We start from the raw sequence: 19,477 nt of genomic DNA on the forward strand, positions 1-19,477 counted from the left end.
TCTATCGCGTCAGATTAAATCTCGTTGTCTAGTTTCCTAAAAAGTGGGTAAAGTAAAGAAGAGAAAAAAGTTACCTCTATTATGAGTTGCTTTTACAGGAGCGCATCTAATGTATCGCATCAATCATAGCTTAAAGGAGAGGGCAGAGTATGTATGAATTTAGAGTGTATACTCTTCGAGATGGAAGCGAAAAGGTAATCAAAACGCTGAAACATGAATCGTTTGCTGATGAAATTCAACGAGCGGGAATTAAGCAAACGGAAATTGCGCAAACACAGCTAGTAGATAAACCGAGATAATGTATTTGCCTTTATTTTTACACGTTTTAAAAAAGCCGGATTCCTATGTTTTTACGCAGGAGTCCGGCTTTTTCTAATTTCTTATAGCTCTTCACCATTTGTTTCAATTACATGTTTGTACCAGTTAAAGGAATCTTTTTTGTAGCGCTTCATCGATCCGTTTCCTTCGTTGTCACGGTCGACATAAATCATGCCGTATCGCTTTTTCATTTCGCCTGTTGTAAAGGAAACAATATCAATAATCCCCCATGGAGTATAGCCCATCAAATCAACGCCATCGTACATCACAGCTTTTTCTAACGCTTCGATGTGTGATTTTAAATATTCAATTCGTGATGCGTCATGAATTGATCCGTCTTCTTCAACTGTATCAATGGCACCAAATCCGTTTTCTACGATGAACAGCGGAATTTGATAGCGGTCGTAGAAGCGGTTTAACGTATAGCGCAAGCCCGTTGGATCAATTGACCAGCCCCAATCGCTTGATTTGATATAAGGGTTTGCTACGCCGTTTGGCAATCCGCCGTTTACGATATCGCCCGTGTTATCAGCTTCAACGTCGCTTTTAACCGTTGTTGACATGTAATAGCTGAATCCTAAATAATCGACTTTTCCGTTTCGTAAAATTTCTTCGTCGCCTTCTTCAAACGGAATATGATAGCCTTCTCGTTCGAATTCTTTTAATGCATAGCTTGGATAATAGCCGCGAACTTGAACGTCAGGGAAGAAGTAGCGCTGTCTCATTGTTTCTTCTGCTAACATCACATCTTCAGGATTTGAAGAATACGGATAAATTGGCACGTGTGACACCATCGCTCCGATTTGGAAATTGGGATTAATTTCTTTTCCTTTTGATACGGCAAGAGCGCTTGCAAGCAGTTCATGATGTCCCGCTTGATACATCACTTCTTTTGCATTTTCACCCGGTTTTACAGAAACACCTGAGTTCGTCCATAAGAATAGAGGATTGTTTACATCCATTTTATTGTTAATTTCATTAAACGTCATCCAGTACGTGACTTTATCTTTATAGCGGTCGAAACAAACTTCAGCGAACTTCACAAAGCAATCTACTGTTTTTCGGCTTCTAAACCCGCCGTATTCTCGAGCTAAATGCAGTGGCATTTCAAAGTGAGACAGCGTAATAACCGGTTCAATTCCATGCTTTAACAGTTCATCAAATACATCATCATAGAATTTTAGTCCTTCTTCGTTTGGCTCAGTTTCATCGCCTTTAGGGAAAATACGGCTCCAGCCAATCGACGTTCGCAAACATTTTAAGCCCATTTCTGCAAACAGCGCGATATCTTCTTTGTAGCGATGATAAAAATCAATCGCTTCGTGATTCGGATAAAATTTATCATCTTCTACTGTTTCAGTGATTTGTCGCGGTACACCGTGCGCACCTGCAGTCATCACGTCTACTACGCTCGGTCCTTTTCCGCCTTGGTTCCATCCACCTTCAAATTGATGAGCTGCTAATGCGCCGCCCCATAAAAAATTCTTTGGCATCTTTGTCATTGTTAGTTCCTCCTTATTTCACTACGGTAAATAATGTTTGATTCAGCCCGCTAGTTTCAACATCTTCAACAATCACTTCTCGATAAGCGCTTGAATTGGTGATAATAACCGGCGTGATTGTAACCTCTTTGTTGATTATACGCTTCAGTATAATTGTACCGATACAATTTATCAATACCCTAATAAAATAATAATCAATAAATAATTTAAGTTTATGGCATGGAGTTAGATTATGGTATAATCGTGTTATTCTTGAGACAAATTCAGTAAAGAGGTATAGCTATGATTAAATACCAACAAATTGCAATTGAAATTGAAACCTATATTGAAGAACACAAGCTTCAGCAAGGAGATAAGCTGCCGGTATTAGAAACGCTGATGGCGCAGTTTAAGGCAAGCAAAAGTACGGTAACAAAAGCCTTAGATCTGCTGGAGAAAAAAGGCGTGGTTTTTCAAGTAAGAGGAAGCGGCATTTTTGTCCGTCGTCATAAACGAACAGGATACATTGGCTTGCTTTCCAATCAAGGATTTACGAGTGAACTTGAAGATTTTCAGTTAACGTCGGAAGTGATTGAGTTAGATGTGCGAAAGCCGACGCAAGAAGCCGCGTTAAATTTAAACATAGAAGAAAATAGTGACGTCTATTATGTAAAAAGAGTGCGGTATATCAACGGCCAGACGCTGTGTCTAGAAGAATCGTTTTATAATAAATCCATCGTTACATACTTAAATAATGAAATTGTTTCTCAGTCTATTTTTCATTACATTAAAGAAGGACTTGGCTTAAAAATCGGGTTTTCTGATCTATATCTTCACGTTGGCAAGCTGAACGGAGAAGAAGCTACATACTTAGGATTAAAAGAAGGCGATCCTAAATTGTTTATTGAAACGCTTTTTCATTTAGCCAACGGCCAGCCGTTTGACTTTTCAAAAGTAACGTACAACTACGAACAGTCTCAGTTCTTTTTACAAGCAACGAGTCATGTTTTATAAAAAAGTGTCTGTCTCTCAATTAGTAAGGAACGAGAGGCAGGCACTTTATTTCATTTTTTCGATAAAAATATGAAATAAGATAATGATTGTAATAAATAGGAAATTACTATACGATAAAATGGTTACAGGGTTTATAAAGATAAGGAAATGAGGTGCGAAATTGAAAAAGATGCTGAGTTATCTTATTCCCATGCTTTTTATGTTCGGTTTGCTTTCCATGAATTTATTTCAGCCGACTAAAGGCGATTTTATCGCTGTAGGCGTGATATCGATTCTTGCAGGTATTGTGATTGGTTTTATAATGAACATAGGCTGTGCAGTATTAAAAACAGTCAAAAGTAAGATGGAGTAAACTGATTAGAGGCGGTGGAGGTTTTGAGTGAAAGTATCATTATTCAGCCATATGCTAGCAAGTATCAACAGCAAGTAGTGGATTTAATTCTTCCTTACCACATTCCGATAACGGAAAAAGATCAGCCTGATTTGTTTGAAATTGAAAGCTTTTATCAACAGGGAAACGGAAACTTCTGGGTTGCTGTTTGTAACGAAAGAGTAGTAGGAAGCGTGGCTTTAATAGACATCGGCAGCCGTCAAGTAGCGCTGCGGAAAATGTTTGTAGCAAAGTCTTATAGAGGAGCGAACTTCAAAACAGCTCACCGGTTATTGCATACAGCCATCGCGTGGGCAAAAAAGCAGGAAGTGGAAAGAATATATTTAGGAACCACATTACAATATAGAGCTGCTCATCGATTTTATGAGAAAAATGGGTTTCAACATATAGAGAAAGAAAAGCTGCCTGAGAATTTCCCGGTGATGAACGTAGATAAAAAGTTTTATACATATAAGGTATAAAGTGAGCCGCTAGGTCAACGAACCTAGCGGCTTTTACTTTGGCAATGTCTCTTGATAATGAACTCTTTTTTTTAGTAGCAAATTGTCTAACTGAGCAATTAAAATCCCCGCAACCACAATAACAGAACCAATCAGTTCTTTAAGCGTAAACAGCTCATGCAAAAAAAGAACGGCAAACAGCGCAGCAAAAATAGGCTCTGTTGCAAAAATAAGGCCTGTGTGAGTAGGAGTTGTGTAGCGCTGGGCAATGGCTTGACAAATGAATCCAATCGCACTGCAAAGAACGCCAAGACCTAAAATCGCAATCCATGATGATAAAGTAGTGGGGATGCTAGGGTGTTCAAATAAAAAGCTGCAAATCAGTGCAAATAATCCAGCAAACCCTAGCTGTAAAATGCCGAGAACAATTGGATTTTCATTTTTGGTGAACGTGCCGGTCAACGTAATATGAACGGCATAACATAGTGCGGTTCCAATGCAAAGTAAATCACCAGCATTCATATGAAAGGAGTGCTTTAAAGTTAAAACACCTATACCGGTTAGGGTAGTGATAATGCCGAGCCCAATCGGCCAAGAAGGAAGCTTCTTCACTAACACGCAGTTGAGCAACGGAACAAAAATGACCGTTAAACTGACAAGAAATCCGGCATTTGAAGCAGACGTCATGCTGACGCCAAACGTGACAAATGTAAAAACAGAAAACAGTAAAAAGCCTAAAATAGCGGATGATAAAATCGTTTTGCGCGTGATTTGCCGTAAAGGCTTATGAAAAAACAGCCCGGCAATGAAAAAAGCAATCAAACATCTAAGCGCAATAATGGTAAATGACCCGAGTGAACTAAGCCCCATTTTCATAAACACGTACGACATACCCCAAAATACGTTTACCCCAATCATCATCATATTTGCTCGTGTGCGGTAACTCACGTTCAACCCTCCATTGTTTATGATGTACTCACAGTATACAAAGGAATTTGATATTAATAAAATGAATCTTTATAATGATAAACATGAATTAAATTCATGTTAGGGCGGGATAAAATGAGCTTAGTAAAATATGAAATTTTAAACAAAGTAGCGGAATTGCAAAGCTTTACAAAAGCGGCAGATGCGATGGCGCTCACGCAGTCAGCGGTCAGTCATGCCATTACAAATCTTGAATCGGAATTTGGCTTTCCACTTGTAAATCGAAACAGGTCGGGTATTACCTTAACAACAGAAGGCGAAACGATGCTCCTTGCCATTAGAAAGGTTCTGCAAGAAAATGAAAAAGTTCATCAAGAAGCAGCCAGCCTGCTGGGTCTTGCAAAAGGAACGATTAAAATCGGTATTTTTAAAAGCGTGTCAACCAAATGGCTTCCTGAAATTATTCGGCTGATGGAGAAAAACTACCCTGACATTCAAATTCAGCTCAAGGAAGGCGACTACCTTGAAATTGAACAGTGGCTGCTGAGCGGAGAAATAGACTGCGGCTTTATCAACATTACGCATTCAAGTCAATTTCATATTATTTCTTTAAAAAAAGACCGGCTGCTGTGCGTCGTATCGAATCAAAGTGCTCTATACCATCAGAAAACCGTTTCTTTTGAAGATCTAGAGAAAGAACCGTTTATTATGCCGACATACGGCGGTTATCATGATATTAAGCAACTGTTTGAGGAACGTGGCATTCAGCCTGACATTCGTTTTGAATTAATGGATGAAAGTGCTATTTTATCGATGGTTACGCATCACTTAGGAATTAGCATTTTACCTGAAATGCTTTTGGATTCGATCCCGCAAGAGCTGCGTGCGATTCCGTTTCAAGTAGACAGCTACCGTTCAATTGGTCTAGCTACTCGTTATCATCTTTCACCTGCAGCCAAAAAATTTGCTGAAACAACGCAAGCATGGCTGCAGGATTCGGATAAGTAGGAGATTATTTATAGAGCAAAATCGGTTAATTCATAAGACTCTTAGGAACTAAGCGCATCTTTGTGCTATAATAAAGCTATACAATTACCTATTAGTCATCATTGATGACTAATTTTTTTTGGAGGATAATATGGAAGATTTATTACAATTAAAGAACAAGAACATTGTGATCATGGGAGTTGCCAACGACAGAAGTATTGCTTGGGGTGTTGCAAAAGCCCTTCACCAAGTAGGAGCAAACTTAATTTTTACATACCGTAAAGAACGTTCACTAGGAAAATTGAACAAGCTGCTAGAAAAAAATGAAATTCAAGCATCACTAATTGCTGAATGTGACGTGAACAGCGATGAAAGCATTGAAGCAGCGTTCAAGAAAATCGGAGAAGAAGCAGGCACAGTTCACGGAGTGATTCACTCTGTTGCGTTTGCTCACTCAGAGGATTTAAACGGTGAGTTCATCAATACGTCAAGAAGCGGATATGCATTTGCTCAAGATACAAGCGCTTATTCATTTATCGCGGTAGCAAAAGCAGCAAAACCTCTTATGACAGAAGGCGGTTCTCTTGTAGCGATGAGCTATCTTGGTGCAGAGCGCGCAGTTGAAGGCTATAACGTAATGGGCGTAGCGAAAGCAGCGCTTGAGTCTTCAGTAAAATACTTAGCATTAGACTTAGGAAAAGACAATATCCGCGTAAATGCTATTTCAGCAGGTCCAATTCGTACGCTTGCAGCAAAAGGTATTTCTGACTTTAACCAAATTCTTCACAAAGTTGAAGAAAAAGCACCTCTTAAGCGTAACGTAACGCAAGCAGAAGTTGGCGACATGACGGTTGTATTATTGAGCCATCTTTCACGCGGCGTAACGGGAGAAATCGTACACGTAGACGCTGGTTACAATATTGTAGGTTAATTCTTAAACACCTTCTCGAATGAGAAGGTGTTTTTTTCATGGGAAGACAAATGCATCCCAAAAAACATAGACCCCTGAAAGAAATATTATTAGCAATAAGGTGAAACATAAGAAATATTCATTCTATACTTCTACATAAATACGTGCTTCCACTTATAAAACAAGAGCTCATGCCTATAAGTAAAGAGAAGAAATACGTAATTTAATTCATAATTAATCAAACGCCTATATTTTAAAATAGATAAGCTCTAAATTCTAAAAAGAACATATGATGTGGCAAAGGAAAAGGAGTTGACGAAATATGCATCAAGGACAGCAACATTATATTCCATGGGAACAATGGCATCATCAGCATCCTCAAGGCACGTGGAATCAATGGCATCAGCAACATCCTCATGTACCGTGGGAGCAGTGGCATAAACAGTATCCGCACGGCACATGGAATCAATGGCATCAACAACATCCATACACACCTTGGAATCAGTGGCATCAGCAGTATCCGCACGGTACGTGGAATCAGTGGCATCAGCAAAATCCATATGTGCCATGGAATCAGTGGCACCAGCAGCATCCACACAGTTCGTGGAATCAATGGCATAATATTTATCATCAAAGCTAATCAGCTTTTTACCATAAAAGGTCCGGTTCTCCTTGGGAACTGGACCTTTTGTGTGTAGACGTGAATGATGCAGTAAGCTTGATTTTCAGCGCTGTATACGAGCGACGATGATGAAGAATATGTTTGGTCGATAGGGTAGGGGGTACATATATAAAGCGAGTTGAAGACCAACATTTATAATGCCTAAGCTGTATAAAATGGACTAGTTCGCGGTAAAGGAACTATGTAAATGAGCAAAATTAAATATAATTTTCTCGCTTGACAATATACCTATAGGGGTATAATATAAAGCATGTAAACAATATTAATTCAATAGCAAGGCGGTGATGGTTATGCTCTATATAGCAGTGTTGTTGCTTGCTATTTTATTTATTGCATACAGACGTTATTATCCCGTTAAAGGAATACAGTGCATACGTGAATCTGAAGCAAAAGAACTTGGGCGAACGGTTGTAGATATTCGTCATTACCATGAAGTTCGCGATTCGATTGGTATAGTTATTCCGTATGCGTATCTAAAACGCTTTTATTCAGAAATTCCACAGGGCAGTGTTCATCTGATTGCCGGAGATAGAGTGGAGTTAAATTTGGGCGTAAGGTTCTTACGAAAAAAAGGTTTTGAAGTACGCAGCTATGAGTTAGCAGCATGTAAGTGTAAAAGTAAAGGAAAGAAAGGGGTATTTGATTATGGAGTATAACCAACAGGTGAAAAATCGCCTGCGCCGAATTGAAGGGCAGCTAAAAGGCGTGCTTAGCATGATGGAGCAAGGAAAAGACTGCCGAGACGTCGTGACTCAATTATCTGCTGCAAGAAGTGCCATTGATCGCACAATGGGAGTCATTGTGAGCAGCAATCTTGAACAGTGCGTCAGAGAAAGCCTGGAGCAAGGAGAGCCAACGGAAGGTTTAGTGAAAGAAGCTGTACAGCTGTTAGTGAAAAGTCGTTAATCATTGTCACCTTGTTTAAGGTTGACGAATATCATTATTTAGTATAGTATACCCTTACAGGTATATGTATATAAAAAGGAGAGAGAAATACGATGAAAATTGATCAAGTTTTAGATGCAAAAGGATTAGCGTGTCCAATGCCAATCGTAAAAACAAAAAAAGCAATGGATACTTTAACAACAGGTCAAGTATTAGAAGTGCAAACAACAGATAAAGGTGCTAAAAGTGATTTAACAGCGTGGGCAAAATCAACAGGACACGAGCTTATTGATTTTAAAGAAGAAGGCAGCACATTTATCTTTTACATTCAAAAAGGCTAATTTTTTTTAGAATTAAATATACCCCACAGGGTAAGAGGAGGAACAACATGAATGAACAAAAGAAACGAACAACAATTGTATTATTTAGCGGTGATTATGACAAAGCGATGGCAGCTTATATTATTGCCAACGGAGCAGCTGCCTATGATCATGAAGTGACGATATTCCATACGTTTTGGGGATTGAATGCACTTCGTAAAGAAGAAATGGTGCCGGTGAAAAAAGGATTTTTAGAAAAGATGTTTGGCAAAATGATGCCGCGCGGTGCGGATAAAATGGGCTTATCTAAAATGAATTTTGCAGGTATGGGACCTAAAATGATTAAAAACGTAATGAAAAAGCATAATGCCCTAACGCTACCGCAGCTTATCGAAATGGCGCAAGAACAAGATGTGAAGCTAGTGGCTTGTACGATGACGATGGATCTTCTAGGGTTACAGGAAAAAGAGCTGCTAGATAATATTGAATATGCAGGCGTAGCGGCGTATTTAGCCGACGCAGAAGATGGAAACGTAAACTTATTCATCTAAAAGATAACTCATGAAGCGAGGGTTAATATGATTATCAATGCGCTTATTATCATCTTTCTGCTGTGGTTTTTGTATCAGCGTTTTGCACCAGTAAAAGGAATACAGCAAATATCGACGATGGAATTAAAAGCAGAGTTAAAAAATAAACATAAACAGTTTATCGATGTGCGAACACCGCATGAATTTCGTACCAAACATATTAAAGGGTTTCGAAACATTCCTTTATCAGAACTGCCAGCGCAAACAGGCCAGCTTTCAAAAGACAGAGAAGTAATCGTTATTTGTCAAAGCGGAATGAGAAGTATGAAAGCAAGTAAACTGTTGAAAAAACAAGGTTTTACATCCATCACCAACGTTAAAGGCGGCATGAATACGTGGAGATAAATCAAAAAGGAGGAGAAGTAGCGTGAAGACAATAGCGGCACAAGAAGTAGAACAATTAGTAAAAAAACAAGAACAAATTCACATTTTAGATGTGCGTGAAGTAGAGGAAGTAAAAATAGGTAAAATTCCAAACGCGTTAAATATCCCGCTTCCTTTATTGGAATTCCGTATGCATGAGTTAGACAAAGCAAAGAACTACATTGTGGTGTGTCGTTCTGGAGGCAGAAGCGGAATGGCAGCTCGTTTTCTTGAGCAGCAAGGCTACAGTGTAACGAATATGACAGGCGGAATGATGGAGTGGAAAGGGGAAACGATCTAATTTTTTTGGAGAAAAATATACCCCTACTAGTATTTAAACTAAGGAGGAAAAAAGAAATGATGCAAGGAAACTTCGTATTAGATGCAAAAGGGTTAGCATGTCCAATGCCAATCGTAAGAACAAAGAAGAAAATGAATGAATTAGAAGCAGGTCAAGTACTAGAAATTCAAGCAACGGATAAAGGCTCTACGGCGGACTTACAAGCATGGGCAAAAAGCACAGGTCATGAGTATTTAGGTACCGAGGCAGCAGGTGACGTTCTTCACCACTTTCTTCGTAAAGGCGGCGCTGAAGAAAACGTAACGCCAATTCCTGAAATTTCATTAGAAGAATTTGCGAAAAAAGTAGAGAATGATGAACATCTTCATATTTTAGACGTGCGTGAAGTAGAAGAATACGATGAAGCTCATATTCCAGGCGTAGTTCATATTCCGCTTGGTGAAGTAGAAAAACGTTCGAATGAGCTAAATAAAGAGAATGAAATTTATATTATTTGCCACTCTGGAAGACGAAGTGAAATGGCAGGGCAAACGATGAAAAAGCAAGGGTTTAAACACTTAATTAACGTGGTTCCTGGTATGCGTGACTGGACAGGTAAAGTAGAATAACTAATGAATTATAGTGAATTAAAAAAATTTGATATTTTATATACTCAAGGAGGTATTTTAATATGACAGTACATGTTCTTACTGCAAAAGAAGTTACATCTAAAATTATCAATAAAGAAGCGCTATTTATCTTGGACGTTCGTAATGAAAGTGATTTTAGCGATTGGAAAATTGAAGGTCATCAATTTCAGCATTTAAACGTGCCGTACTTCGATCTTTTAGACGGAGTAGAAGAAATCTTAGAAAAAATCCCTTCTGATAAAGAAGTGTTAGTTGTCTGCGCCAAAGAAGGTTCATCCGTGATGGTAGCTGACATGCTTTCAGAAGCGGGGCTTACCGTATCGTACCTTAAAGGCGGTATGAAAGCGTGGAGTGAATATTTAGAACCTGTTAAAGTCGGAGATTTAAAAGACGGCGGAGAGATCTATCAGTTTGTTCGTATCGGTAAAGGATGCTTATCTTATATGATCGTATCAAATGGTGAAGCGGCTATTATTGATGCGACGCGTATGGCGGATGTGTACATCAACTTTGCCAAAGAACTTGGTGTCACAGTTAAGCATGTATTTGATACGCACCTTCATGCAGATCACATTTCAGGAGGAAGAGTTATTGCTGAAGCAACAAATGCAGCGTACTGGCTGCCTCCAAAAGATGCAGAAGAAGTGATTTTTGACTACAAGGCGTTAGAAGAAGGCAGTGATGTCATGATTGGTAACACAATGATTACGATTCAGCCTCTTTATTCACCGGGTCATACGATTGGATCAACTTCTTGTATCGTAGACGATCAATACTTGCTTTCAGGTGATATTTTATTCATTGATTCAATTGGACGTCCTGATTTAGCTGGTATGGCTGAAGACTGGGTAGGGGATCTGCGCGACACGCTTTATAAACGCTATAAAGCATTATCAGATGAGTTAATCGTATTGCCAGCTCACTTTATGATTATTGATGAGCTAAATGACAACGGCAGCGTAGCTGAAAAGTTAGGTACTTTGTTTGCAAAAAATCATGGATTAAACATTAAAGACGAAGCAGAGTTCAGACACTTAGTAACAGATAACTTACCGCCGCAGCCAAATGCATATCAAGAAATCCGTGAAACTAATATGGGGAAAGTAAGTCCAGATGAAGAAAAACAGCGTGAAATGGAAATTGGACCAAACCGCTGTGCGATTCGCTAAAACCTAAACAAAGGAGAGAGAGAAATGGAATCAAATAAAGTATTAGATGCAAAAGGGCTGGCCTGTCCAATGCCGATTGTTAAAACAAAAAAAGCAATGAATGAACTAGAAGCAGGTCAAGTGTTAGAAATTCACGCAACGGATAAAGGAGCGAAAAATGACCTTGCAGCTTGGGCGAAATCTGGCGGTCATGAGCTTCTTCAGACAGAAGAAGGCGACGTTCTTAAATTTTGGATTAAAAAAGGATAAGAAATAATGGACGAAAAGGGTATCTCTTGTAAAAGGTACCCTTTCCTTATATGAAACGGAGCGACTATAGATGGATCTTACATTTATCATCACGCTTTTTCTTATTGGATTTATTGGGTCGTTTATTTCCGGTATGGTCGGTATTGGCGGGTCTGTTATTAATTATCCGATGCTGTTATATATTCCTCCATTGGTAGGAGTAGGAGCATTAACGGCTCATCAAGTCTCAGGTGCAGGAGCTGTTCAAGTGTTCTTTGCGACAATAGGCGGCGTATGGGCGTATCGAAAAAGCGGATTTTTAAACAAACCATTAATTTTATATATGGGCAGCAATATTCTAATCGGCAGCATGATTGGAAGCTACAGCTCACATTATATGAATGAACAAGGATTAAATGTTGTATATGGAGTTTTAGCTCTTATTGCGGTTATTATGATGTTTATTCCAAAGAAAAATTTAGATGAGATAAAAGAAGGTGAACTTCAATTCAACAAAGGATTAGCTTCTATTTTATCACTGCTTATCGGAGCCGTAGCAGGCGTGTTAGGAGCAGGAGGAGCCTTTATTTTAGTTCCTGTGATGCTCGTGGTACTTAAAATTCCAACTCGAATTACCATCGCAACTTCACTAGCCGTTACCTTTATTTCTTCCATTGGTTCGACGGTTGGAAAGTTGATAACGCATCAAGTCCCGTTCATACCTGCACTTATATTAGTGGTAGCAAGCCTAGTTGCTTCTCCAATTGGGGCAAAAGTTGGTCAGAAAATGAATACAAAAGTGCTTCAGTGGATCCTTGCCGGTTTAATTTTAGCAACAGCAATTAAGATTTGGTGGGGGCTGCTATAAAAAAAGCTAAAGCTATGGATTTCCATAGCTTTAGCTTTTTTATAGTACTTCATCACTTTCCACAAACGTTTCAAGCGCAGGATGAAATTCTTTTTGATAGTGGTTCGACGGACATATTTTCACAACAGTAGAGCGAAGCGCATTGGATTTTGATGTATTTAACACTTGCTTGCATTTAGGACATCGTTCATTAAACAGCAAATGAAGCCATTTCACTTTTCATCACTCCTGTACTAAAACCTTTAAATCTTATCGAGTTAATAAGGATTATAAAGGGTTTTATAGGAAAGGTCAATAAAAAGAGTATCTCTTTAGATGTTGCGAAGCTTTTTTAACTTACGCTGATACGCCAGGTAAGGAAGTCCTGGAAATACTAGAAGCACTGTTGAAATTATCAATAAAATGTCGCTAATCATTCCCACTGCTTCTGGCAACCAACCGTATGAGCTCATAGCGTTAAAAAGCAGAAGAAACACCATAATGGCAAGAATAGATAGCGCTGCTTTCCCTACGAAATGCTTTTCTCGTTTGTATCTGTCAATAATAGTCTCTATATCGGAATAGATAGGTTTTGTTCCCGGAGGTGCGCTGAAAATATGCATTGCATGCCCCTCTGAACAAACGTGCTGCCATCCAGCATCTTTAAAAAGCAGAAAATATTCATCATCTGCATTTTCCTGAAAATCCAGTGAATATTGAAGGTCTTGAGGCTCTCCTTTTTTTAAGGTATATCCTAAAAATGCAAAACGATCTAATAGCCAGCCTTTTTTAGCATAGTCGCTGAGCTTTTGTAAATCTTCTTGCTCTGCAAAAGCCGTTCCGCCGCTCATTATGTATTTTGTCTTTTTCATTTATAAACCTCCTAAAGCATCTTCAGCGTGTTTAATCATTTCTTTACGGCGCTGAATTTCTTTTTTTAAAAACTGAATTCCTTTTTCCGTTGCAACATACGTTTTCTTTTTGTCTTTGCTTTCGCTAAAAAGCATAATTAACTCAGCTGCAAGAAGCTTTTTAATCGTGGTGTACATGGATGCAGGTCCAATCGAAAACTGTTGATTGGTCATGTCTTCAATGGTTTTCATAATAAGATACCCGTGTTTTGCTTCTATGAGGGACACTAAGATGTAGTAGGACGTATCGGTAAGTTCCCCTGTCTCTAATGAATCGTTTCGCGGCATATTCAACCTCCTTATATCATTAAACGATATATCGTTAATTAATATATATCATTTAATGATATATATAGTCAATAGAAAATGTTAAATTTTAGGTTTATGATTATCTCATGAAACGATTTAATGAGTATAAAAGAGAAGGAATCTTACAAAATAGTTTACTAAGATAAATATATTCGCATAAAAAATTAAGAATTTATAGAATTTATTGTTTATTTATTTGATTTTTATGTTATCCTTTTTAACATACATTAAATACAAGGCCATAATTATCGTACGACCTTTGATTTGTATTACAAATAGTGAATGAGAAAAATATGTACCGAAAGGAGAACGTGGCATCAAGAAGAAATGAAGAGTCAGAGAGCAAGCAGATGCTGGTTGTCTATTAAAAAGGCATCTTCCACGGCTTCTGCTTAAATTTTTCTGACTATTCGAATAATTATTGTTAAAAGTTTAAAATCTAGAAAAGGAATGATCATTAATGAAAGATAAATTTGCCCAACGAGCTAGTCTTGTAAAATCCTCTGAAACGCGTGAAATCTTAAAAGTAACGGAACGACCAGAAGTCATTTCGTTTGCAGGAGGACTTCCAGCGCCGGAGCTATTTCCCGTTGAAGCAATGAACGATGCGTGCCGCGCGGTATTAAATGAAGACGGAGCCGCTTCGCTTCAATATAGTACAACTGAAGGGTATATTCCTTTACGAGAAGCAATTTCTAAACGAATGAAGGACATCGGCATTGAGTCCACGGTTTCGAACATTTTAATTACGTCCGGATCTCAGCAGGCAATCGATCTTACCGGAAGACTGTTTCTTAATGACGGAGACGTGGTAATCTGTGAAAGCCCAACGTACCTAGCGGCTATTAACGTATTTAAATCCTATAATGCGACGTTTGTAGAAGTGGACATGGACGAAGACGGAATGATTATGGAAGAACTAGAGAAAAAGCTTCAGGAAAATCCCCATGCGAAATTTATTTATACGATTCCTGATTTTCAAAACCCTACAGGACGCACCTTAACGCGCGAAAGACGTCAGCGAATGATTGAGCTTGCGAACGCATACGATGTGCTGATTGTAGAAGATAATCCGTACGGAGGAGTCCGATTTGCAGGAGAAACGCTGCCGCCGGTTAAGCATTTTGATACAGAAGGCAGAGTTATTTATATCAGCACATTCTCTAAAATTTTTGCGCCAGGTCTTCGAATCGGCTGGGTGTGTGCAGATGAAGACTTCATTGATAAGTACGTAGCGTTTAAGCAAGTGGCAGACTTGCATACGGACAGCTTTGCTCAGCGCGTAACGGCTAAGTACATGGAGCTTTATGATATCGAAGAGCACATTCAAAAAATTAAAGCCGTATACAAAGAGCGATGTACCCAAATGCTATCGTGCATTGAAGAATTTTTCCCGGAGAATTTGTCTTACAGTAAGCCAGAAGGCGGATTGTTTATTTGGGTGGAACTGCCTCAAGGGATCGATTCAGGACATATCTTTTCAGAATGTCTAAAAAATAACGTAGCCTGCGTGCCTGGAACGCCATTCTTTCCAAACGGCACAAGAAACAATGCGCTGCGCTTGAATTATTCTAATATGTCTGCTGAACAAATCGTTGAAGGCATGAAGCGCATGGGAGACGTATTGCATCGTGAATTGACAAGGGAAACGACTGTTTTATAAAAGTAATGGAAAAATCAAATAAAGCTATTTTATTGATTCATGAAATATACGGTGTGAACGATCATATGAAGTATATGAAAGAGAAATTGTCTAAGTTAGAGGCAGATATTATCTGTCCTAACTTATTATCTAAAGACGTTTCCTATAGTTATGAAGAAGAAGGAATGGCTTATCAAAACTTTGTTCAAAACATTGGGATTGATGAGGGTTCAAAACAAATTACTAACATGCTAATTCAACTAAAACAAGAATATGAAGAAGTAGGAGTTATAGGATTCAGTGTAGGAGCAACAATATCGTGGCTATGCAGTGAAAACAATTTGTGTGACTTTGTGATTGGCTGTTACGGATCCCGTATTAGAGATTATGTAAATAGAAGTCCTGTTTGCCCAACTCTTCTTATTTTTCCTGCTGTAGAGCAAACATTTGATGTAGACTGTTTAATAAATTCATTAAAGCAAAAAAGAGAGCCGCTTTTGGAAATCAAAAAATTTTATGGCGTTCATGGTTTTATGAATCCTTTTTCACAAACCTTTAATAAAGAATCAGCAGACCAAGCCTTCCAAACAATCAGTCAGTTTCTCGAAAAGCAATTAGCTGATCACTAGCTATGTATTCTGAAAGTGATACCTTACAATAAGCAGAAACTGACTCTTTTTCAGTACGTATACATGTATTAACATTTTCTTTAGACGTATCGAAAAGGAGCGAAGTTATGCTAAAGTCAGGTGAGCTTGTAGGAACAGCGGTAAAGCTAGTGCCGCTTGGGAAAATGCATGAACAAGGACTCTATGAAGCTGCAAAACCGAAAGAAATTTGGGAGCATCTCCCGGTAAACGTTCATAGTCTAAGTGATATGAAACGGCTCGTTGAAAATGCTTTAAAAGCAAAGCAAGAGGGAAGAGAGCTGCCTTTTGCTGTGTTTGATATAAAGTCACATTCAATTGTAGGAAGCACGAGATTTTTAGATATATCACTTCCCAACAAAAGCGTAGAAATAGGTTGGACGTGGTACCATCCGTCCGTGTGGCGCACTCGGGTTAATACGGAGTGTAAGTATTTATTGTTAAAATACTGTTTTGAAGAGCTGAAGCTTCACCGCGTTCAATTCAAAACGGATGTGCGAAACAATAGGTCCAGAGCTGCTATTAAACGGTTAGGGGCTACCCAGGAAGGCATCAGCAGAAAACATATGGTTTTACCTGATGGATACGTACGAGATTCGGTGATCTTCAGTATAATTGACGACGAGTGGCCGTTGGTCAAAAAGCGACTAGAAGGTTTTTTACACGCAGCCAGTCAGGGAAATAAAGAAAATGCGAGCAATTAATGGCATTTAACGATCAAAAGCACAAGCTATAGCTTGTGCTTTTGATTTTTAAAGAGCTTCTTTGATAATCTTTTTATAGTAAAGAACAGATAAAATACCAAAAATAGAGTAGAGGGCGGTATAGAGAATCATGACGATAATAATAGGTGTCCAAAGTTCTGTTCCAAACCAGAACCAGCCGGATTGGACGGCAAAATAGCTGTGAAGCAAGCCTACGGTTAAGGGGATGCCGAAGTTAAAAAGCTGCTTAATTATTATGCCAGTTAATAAGTCTTTTTCGGTAAAGCCTAATTTTCTAAGAATTGTATAGTTTGGCTTTTCATCTTCACTTTCGTCCATTTGTTTGAAGTAAAGAATACAGCCTGATGTAATTAGAAATGCCAGTCCTAGAAAAGCAACAATGAACATGATTAGACCCATATTTTGTTTTTGACTCGCTGCCATTTCTATACGCGAGTTATTTAAGCTATTATCGCTAAATTTTATCTCTCCGAAAAGCTCATTTGCTTTTGGTAAGTTATCTTCATTTGATATGTCTATTCCAGTGTAGACAGAAGATTCTTTTTGAATAGAAGGATCCGCATCCTTTTTTAGCTCATTAAATACAGCCTCATCTACAATGGCAGCAGGCATACCGCTTGTAAAATAGGTAGATAAGATAAATTTTCGGTTTAAACCTATAAACTTTTGCGGGACGACTTTTTTCTTTCCTTTTAGCTCAATTTGTCCGGAGTCTTTAAATGTCATTGCTTGTTGAAGCATATCATTAGAGCCGGTAAATAAAGTTTCATTTTGAGCTATGGTTACACCACTAACGGATGTTTCACTAACCATCGGAAAAATCATAGCGGACGAGTCGACCATTGGACTTTTTAATTCATTCTCTAAGATGTTTTTTACGTTTGCTTTTACTTGGATGACGTCGATCTTTTTTTCCGTATATGCTATTTTCTTTCGATCCAGTGCGGCTTTAAACGAAGCAGCGTCTTTTGTATTATTGATAGCAAAATCGTTAGGTACATAGTCCCCAGCCGACTTTTCAGCAGAGTAATAGGAGATGTAGCTCAAACATAAAAAACCGATAGCGAGAGCCGATACGGTTGTAATAACCGTCAGCAACAGTGCATTTGATTTCATGCGAAACATAATGGATGAAAGAGATAATACATCGTTAATTGACAAATAGCCTTTTTTGCTTTTTCGCATCAGATTTAATAAAAAGCGAACCGAGCCTTTATAAAACAAGTAAGTACCTATGATAACTGAGGCTAAAATAGATATCATGGCGATTGCTAAAGCATTCATGCTTGTAAAAGATCCGTCAAACAATTTGGCAGAGATATAGTAGCCAGAAGCAATAAAGGTCATGCCGAGAATTCCAATAATAATTTCAAGTATACTGATTTTTTTCGTTTTGCTTTCTGTCGATGAAGTAACGCGGAATAATGCTAAAATGGTCTGTCTTTTAATAAAAAGATAGTTCATCGTCATAATCAGTAAATAGATGACTCCAAATACAATCAGCGTTTGAATCAAGGCTTCTTCGGAAAAGTGAAGCTTGGCAATGCCTTTTGTATCAGTGATTTTAAATAAAATCATGATGATTACTTTTGAAAACGAAAACCCAATTAAAATGCCGACAATCAGCGAGCTAAAGTACAGCATAAAATTTTCAACGGTCAAAATACGGAAAATTTTTGTTTTGGTCATACCAATTAGCTGAAATAAGCCAATTTCTTTACTGCGTCGCTTGATGAATATCGTATTTGCATATAATAGAAAGATAGAAACAATAGCTACAAGTAAAACAGAAGCGGCCCGAACGGCTGCACCTCCTTTAATGGAGCCTTTGGTTGCATCAAGAGCAGGATCATACTGAAGCGTGACAAAAGCAAAATATAAAGCTGCGCTGAAAATTAGTGCAAAAACGTATAAATAATAGTTTTTTACATTCTTTTTGAAGTTGCGGAAAATGAGCTGATTAATATTCATCTTGCACTCCGCCTAGCACGCCTTGAGTTTTCATAATATCGTCAAAAAAGGCTTTTTGCGTTTGATCGCCTTTGTACAGCTGCGTATAAATTTGTCCGTCTTTTATAAAAATGACTTTGCTGCAGTAGCTGGCTGCCACTGGGTCATGCGTTACCATCACAATACTTGCGCTTCTTTTGTCATTAAGCTCGGTCAGTTTGTTTAGCAAATCGCTGGCCGCTTTTGAGTCAAGTGCACCGGTTGGTTCGTCAGCAAAAATCATGCTTGGCTCATGAATAAAGGCTCTTGCAGCAGAGGTACGCTGTTTTTGTCCGCCCGAAATTTCATTTGGGTATTTGTCTTTTAGCTCGTAGATACCGAGCTGTTTAGCAAGCGCGTCAAATTTTTTGTGAGCTACTGCTGAAGGAGTTTTTGCAACGGAAAGAGGCAAGAGGATATTTTCTTTTACTGTCAGCGTATCGAGCAAGTTATAGTCTTGAAAAATAAAGCCTAAATGCGTTTTTCGGAAGTTTGCTAACTGCTTTTCTTTCATTCTGCTAATTTCATTTCCTTCGATTTTGATGGTTCCTCCGTTGATTTTGTCAATGGAGGAAAGCACGTTCAGAAGAGTCGTCTTGCCTGATCCTGAAGCGCCCATAATTCCTACAAATTCTCCTTTCATAATCGTAATATCTACGCCTTTTAATACTTCTTGTCTATTAAATTTATTTCCGTAGCTTTTATGAATATTAGTTGCTTCTAATATGTTCATATGTACTCACTCCTTTGATCTGATACGTTTATTATAGAA

At 38.4% G+C, this 19,477-nt stretch carries 27 protein-coding genes; 20 read left to right on the plus strand and 7 right to left on the minus strand.

The genetic code is table 11. The features are described from left to right. The first annotated feature begins 149 nt into the window (after window positions 1–149). A complete protein-coding gene (locus AC1D0Y_RS16425; protein WP_013058052.1) occupies window positions 150–299 on the plus strand; it encodes a hypothetical protein in 150 nt (49 codons plus the stop codon). 81 nt (window positions 300–380) lie between these two features. On the opposite strand, the gene bglA is transcribed toward AC1D0Y_RS16425, so the two are convergent. Beyond that, window positions 381–1,820 (minus strand): 6-phospho-beta-glucosidase BglA, encoded by a 1,440-nt coding sequence (gene bglA, locus AC1D0Y_RS16430; RefSeq protein ID WP_477707796.1) that lies wholly within the window; start codon window positions 1,818–1,820, stop codon window positions 381–383. A gap of 282 nt (window positions 1,821–2,102) precedes the next feature. Here bglA and AC1D0Y_RS16435 point away from each other — a divergent pair, with 282 nt between their 5' ends. The 3 genes from AC1D0Y_RS16435 to AC1D0Y_RS16445 all read left to right on the plus strand — a co-directional run bounded on the left by AC1D0Y_RS16435 (window position 2,103) and on the right by AC1D0Y_RS16445 (window position 3,665). Continuing rightward, complete coding sequence (locus AC1D0Y_RS16435) at window positions 2,103–2,813, plus strand: GntR family transcriptional regulator (RefSeq protein WP_060745260.1); 711 nt, start codon at window positions 2,103–2,105, stop codon at window positions 2,811–2,813. A gap of 169 nt (window positions 2,814–2,982) precedes the next feature. Further along, on the plus strand, window positions 2,983–3,165 hold the full coding sequence (locus AC1D0Y_RS16440) for a hypothetical protein (RefSeq protein WP_153255133.1): 183 nt from the start codon (window positions 2,983–2,985) through the stop codon (window positions 3,163–3,165). 23 nt (window positions 3,166–3,188) lie between these two features. Continuing rightward, complete coding sequence (locus AC1D0Y_RS16445) at window positions 3,189–3,665, plus strand: GNAT family N-acetyltransferase (protein WP_477707797.1); 477 nt, start codon at window positions 3,189–3,191, stop codon at window positions 3,663–3,665. A gap of 33 nt (window positions 3,666–3,698) precedes the next feature. Here the strand turns inward: AC1D0Y_RS16445 and AC1D0Y_RS16450 are convergent, their stop codons facing one another. Continuing rightward, complete coding sequence (locus AC1D0Y_RS16450; protein ID WP_060745263.1) at window positions 3,699–4,592, minus strand: DMT family transporter; 894 nt, start codon at window positions 4,590–4,592, stop codon at window positions 3,699–3,701. Window positions 4,593–4,706: 114 nt separating this feature from the next. Between AC1D0Y_RS16450 and AC1D0Y_RS16455 the strand changes: the two genes are divergently transcribed. From AC1D0Y_RS16455 to AC1D0Y_RS16515, 13 genes are all read left to right on the plus strand, one after another. Further along, window positions 4,707–5,579, plus strand: a complete 873-nt coding sequence (locus AC1D0Y_RS16455; RefSeq protein ID WP_060745264.1) for a LysR family transcriptional regulator — start codon at window positions 4,707–4,709, stop codon at window positions 5,577–5,579. Between the two features lie 130 nt (window positions 5,580–5,709). Continuing rightward, window positions 5,710–6,489, plus strand: a complete 780-nt coding sequence (fabI, locus tag AC1D0Y_RS16460) for an enoyl-ACP reductase FabI (protein ID WP_014459159.1) — start codon at window positions 5,710–5,712, stop codon at window positions 6,487–6,489. 301 nt (window positions 6,490–6,790) lie between these two features. Further along, entirely contained in the window at window positions 6,791–7,108 is a 318-nt protein-coding gene (locus AC1D0Y_RS16465) for a hypothetical protein (protein WP_028409369.1), read from the plus strand. A 332-nt stretch (window positions 7,109–7,440) separates the two neighbouring features. Then, entirely contained in the window at window positions 7,441–7,806 is a 366-nt protein-coding gene (locus AC1D0Y_RS16470) for a hypothetical protein (RefSeq protein WP_057234884.1), read from the plus strand. Then, window positions 7,796–8,056, plus strand: coding sequence for a metal-sensitive transcriptional regulator (locus tag AC1D0Y_RS16475; RefSeq protein ID WP_028409367.1), 261 nt, complete (start codon window positions 7,796–7,798; stop codon window positions 8,054–8,056). Before AC1D0Y_RS16470 ends, AC1D0Y_RS16475 begins: the two co-directional genes overlap by 11 nt. A gap of 92 nt (window positions 8,057–8,148) precedes the next feature. Beyond that, window positions 8,149–8,376 (plus strand): sulfurtransferase TusA family protein, encoded by a 228-nt coding sequence (locus AC1D0Y_RS16480; RefSeq protein ID WP_014459166.1) that lies wholly within the window; start codon window positions 8,149–8,151, stop codon window positions 8,374–8,376. Between the two features lie 47 nt (window positions 8,377–8,423). Then, the gene (locus tag AC1D0Y_RS16485; protein WP_060745265.1) at window positions 8,424–8,906 is read left to right on the plus strand and encodes a DsrE/DsrF/DrsH-like family protein; all 483 of its coding nucleotides are present in this window, start codon (window positions 8,424–8,426) and stop codon (window positions 8,904–8,906) included. A 27-nt stretch (window positions 8,907–8,933) separates the two neighbouring features. After that, window positions 8,934–9,290, plus strand: coding sequence for a rhodanese-like domain-containing protein (locus tag AC1D0Y_RS16490; protein WP_028409365.1), 357 nt, complete (start codon window positions 8,934–8,936; stop codon window positions 9,288–9,290). Window positions 9,291–9,312: 22 nt separating this feature from the next. Continuing rightward, entirely contained in the window at window positions 9,313–9,609 is a 297-nt protein-coding gene (locus tag AC1D0Y_RS16495) for a rhodanese-like domain-containing protein (protein ID WP_028409364.1), read from the plus strand. Between the two features lie 56 nt (window positions 9,610–9,665). Beyond that, a complete protein-coding gene (locus tag AC1D0Y_RS16500) occupies window positions 9,666–10,217 on the plus strand; it encodes a sulfurtransferase TusA family protein (RefSeq protein ID WP_028409363.1) in 552 nt (183 codons plus the stop codon). A gap of 62 nt (window positions 10,218–10,279) precedes the next feature. Continuing rightward, window positions 10,280–11,407, plus strand: a complete 1,128-nt coding sequence (locus tag AC1D0Y_RS16505; protein ID WP_060745266.1) for an MBL fold metallo-hydrolase — start codon at window positions 10,280–10,282, stop codon at window positions 11,405–11,407. Between the two features lie 24 nt (window positions 11,408–11,431). Continuing rightward, complete coding sequence (locus AC1D0Y_RS16510; RefSeq protein WP_028409361.1) at window positions 11,432–11,656, plus strand: sulfurtransferase TusA family protein; 225 nt, start codon at window positions 11,432–11,434, stop codon at window positions 11,654–11,656. Between the two features lie 70 nt (window positions 11,657–11,726). Beyond that, complete coding sequence (locus AC1D0Y_RS16515; protein WP_286127554.1) at window positions 11,727–12,503, plus strand: sulfite exporter TauE/SafE family protein; 777 nt, start codon at window positions 11,727–11,729, stop codon at window positions 12,501–12,503. Window positions 12,504–12,542: 39 nt separating this feature from the next. Here AC1D0Y_RS16515 and AC1D0Y_RS16520 read toward each other — a convergent pair whose 3' ends face one another. From AC1D0Y_RS16520 to AC1D0Y_RS16530, 3 genes are all read right to left on the minus strand, one after another. Continuing rightward, entirely contained in the window at window positions 12,543–12,719 is a 177-nt protein-coding gene (locus tag AC1D0Y_RS16520; protein ID WP_165574902.1) for a hypothetical protein, read from the minus strand. Between the two features lie 95 nt (window positions 12,720–12,814). After that, window positions 12,815–13,354 (minus strand): DUF2812 domain-containing protein, encoded by a 540-nt coding sequence (locus AC1D0Y_RS16525; protein ID WP_028409359.1) that lies wholly within the window; start codon window positions 13,352–13,354, stop codon window positions 12,815–12,817. Further along, window positions 13,355–13,681 carry a PadR family transcriptional regulator gene (locus tag AC1D0Y_RS16530; RefSeq protein ID WP_028409358.1) on the minus strand — a complete coding sequence of 109 codons (327 nt, stop codon included), beginning with the start codon at window positions 13,679–13,681 and terminating at the stop codon, window positions 13,355–13,357. It lies immediately after the preceding gene. 481 nt (window positions 13,682–14,162) lie between these two features. On the opposite strand from AC1D0Y_RS16530, the gene AC1D0Y_RS16535 reads away from it, so the two are divergent. The 3 genes from AC1D0Y_RS16535 (at window position 14,163) to AC1D0Y_RS16545 (ending at window position 16,695) form a co-directional block, all read left to right on the plus strand. Then, window positions 14,163–15,365: an aminotransferase-like domain-containing protein gene (locus AC1D0Y_RS16535; RefSeq protein WP_028409357.1), complete on the plus strand. Its 1,203-nt coding sequence runs from the start codon at window positions 14,163–14,165 to the stop codon at window positions 15,363–15,365. 5 nt (window positions 15,366–15,370) lie between these two features. Further along, complete coding sequence (locus AC1D0Y_RS16540; protein WP_477707798.1) at window positions 15,371–15,973, plus strand: dienelactone hydrolase family protein; 603 nt, start codon at window positions 15,371–15,373, stop codon at window positions 15,971–15,973. Between the two features lie 107 nt (window positions 15,974–16,080). Next, window positions 16,081–16,695, plus strand: a complete 615-nt coding sequence (locus AC1D0Y_RS16545; RefSeq protein WP_098580080.1) for a GNAT family N-acetyltransferase — start codon at window positions 16,081–16,083, stop codon at window positions 16,693–16,695. 48 nt (window positions 16,696–16,743) lie between these two features. On the opposite strand, the gene AC1D0Y_RS16550 is transcribed toward AC1D0Y_RS16545, so the two are convergent. Both AC1D0Y_RS16550 and AC1D0Y_RS16555 read right to left on the minus strand, forming a co-directional pair. Then, on the minus strand, window positions 16,744–18,687 hold the full coding sequence (locus AC1D0Y_RS16550; protein WP_477707799.1) for an FtsX-like permease family protein: 1,944 nt from the start codon (window positions 18,685–18,687) through the stop codon (window positions 16,744–16,746). Further along, window positions 18,677–19,438, minus strand: coding sequence for an ABC transporter ATP-binding protein (locus AC1D0Y_RS16555; protein ID WP_098432262.1), 762 nt, complete (start codon window positions 19,436–19,438; stop codon window positions 18,677–18,679). The genes AC1D0Y_RS16550 and AC1D0Y_RS16555 overlap by 11 nt, the downstream gene beginning before the upstream one ends. Window positions 19,439–19,477 lie beyond the last annotated feature (39 nt).

It is taken from the genome of Priestia sp. P1_B12_1 (assembly GCF_056406695.1).

Bases quoted from the DNA above. Each gene is read 5' to 3' on its own strand.
- fabI (WP_014459159.1), top strand. From the start codon at position 5,710: ATGGAAGATTTATTACAATTAAAGAACAAGAACATTGTGATCATGGGA.
- bglA (WP_477707796.1), bottom strand. From the start codon at position 1,820: ATGACAAAGATGCCAAAGAATTTTTTATGGGGCGGCGCATTAGCAGCT.
- AC1D0Y_RS16525 (WP_028409359.1), bottom strand. From the start codon at position 13,354: ATGAAAAAGACAAAATACATAATGAGCGGCGGAACGGCTTTTGCAGAG.
- AC1D0Y_RS16455 (WP_060745264.1), top strand. From the start codon at position 4,707: ATGAGCTTAGTAAAATATGAAATTTTAAACAAAGTAGCGGAATTGCAA.
- AC1D0Y_RS16515 (WP_286127554.1), top strand. From the start codon at position 11,727: ATGGATCTTACATTTATCATCACGCTTTTTCTTATTGGATTTATTGGG.
- AC1D0Y_RS16490 (WP_028409365.1), top strand. From the start codon at position 8,934: ATGATTATCAATGCGCTTATTATCATCTTTCTGCTGTGGTTTTTGTAT.
- AC1D0Y_RS16550 (WP_477707799.1), bottom strand. From the start codon at position 18,687: ATGAATATTAATCAGCTCATTTTCCGCAACTTCAAAAAGAATGTAAAA.
- AC1D0Y_RS16540 (WP_477707798.1), top strand. From the start codon at position 15,371: ATGGAAAAATCAAATAAAGCTATTTTATTGATTCATGAAATATACGGT.
- AC1D0Y_RS16530 (WP_028409358.1), bottom strand. From the start codon at position 13,681: ATGCCGCGAAACGATTCATTAGAGACAGGGGAACTTACCGATACGTCC.
- AC1D0Y_RS16555 (WP_098432262.1), bottom strand. From the start codon at position 19,438: ATGAACATATTAGAAGCAACTAATATTCATAAAAGCTACGGAAATAAA.
- AC1D0Y_RS16500 (WP_028409363.1), top strand. From the start codon at position 9,666: ATGATGCAAGGAAACTTCGTATTAGATGCAAAAGGGTTAGCATGTCCA.
- AC1D0Y_RS16510 (WP_028409361.1), top strand. From the start codon at position 11,432: ATGGAATCAAATAAAGTATTAGATGCAAAAGGGCTGGCCTGTCCAATG.
- AC1D0Y_RS16505 (WP_060745266.1), top strand. From the start codon at position 10,280: ATGACAGTACATGTTCTTACTGCAAAAGAAGTTACATCTAAAATTATC.
- AC1D0Y_RS16545 (WP_098580080.1), top strand. From the start codon at position 16,081: ATGCTAAAGTCAGGTGAGCTTGTAGGAACAGCGGTAAAGCTAGTGCCG.
- AC1D0Y_RS16465 (WP_028409369.1), top strand. From the start codon at position 6,791: ATGCATCAAGGACAGCAACATTATATTCCATGGGAACAATGGCATCAT.
- AC1D0Y_RS16425 (WP_013058052.1), top strand. From the start codon at position 150: ATGTATGAATTTAGAGTGTATACTCTTCGAGATGGAAGCGAAAAGGTA.
- AC1D0Y_RS16475 (WP_028409367.1), top strand. From the start codon at position 7,796: ATGGAGTATAACCAACAGGTGAAAAATCGCCTGCGCCGAATTGAAGGG.
- AC1D0Y_RS16435 (WP_060745260.1), top strand. From the start codon at position 2,103: ATGATTAAATACCAACAAATTGCAATTGAAATTGAAACCTATATTGAA.
- AC1D0Y_RS16470 (WP_057234884.1), top strand. From the start codon at position 7,441: ATGCTCTATATAGCAGTGTTGTTGCTTGCTATTTTATTTATTGCATAC.
- AC1D0Y_RS16535 (WP_028409357.1), top strand. From the start codon at position 14,163: ATGAAAGATAAATTTGCCCAACGAGCTAGTCTTGTAAAATCCTCTGAA.
- AC1D0Y_RS16485 (WP_060745265.1), top strand. From the start codon at position 8,424: ATGAATGAACAAAAGAAACGAACAACAATTGTATTATTTAGCGGTGAT.
- AC1D0Y_RS16440 (WP_153255133.1), top strand. From the start codon at position 2,983: ATGCTGAGTTATCTTATTCCCATGCTTTTTATGTTCGGTTTGCTTTCC.
- AC1D0Y_RS16480 (WP_014459166.1), top strand. From the start codon at position 8,149: ATGAAAATTGATCAAGTTTTAGATGCAAAAGGATTAGCGTGTCCAATG.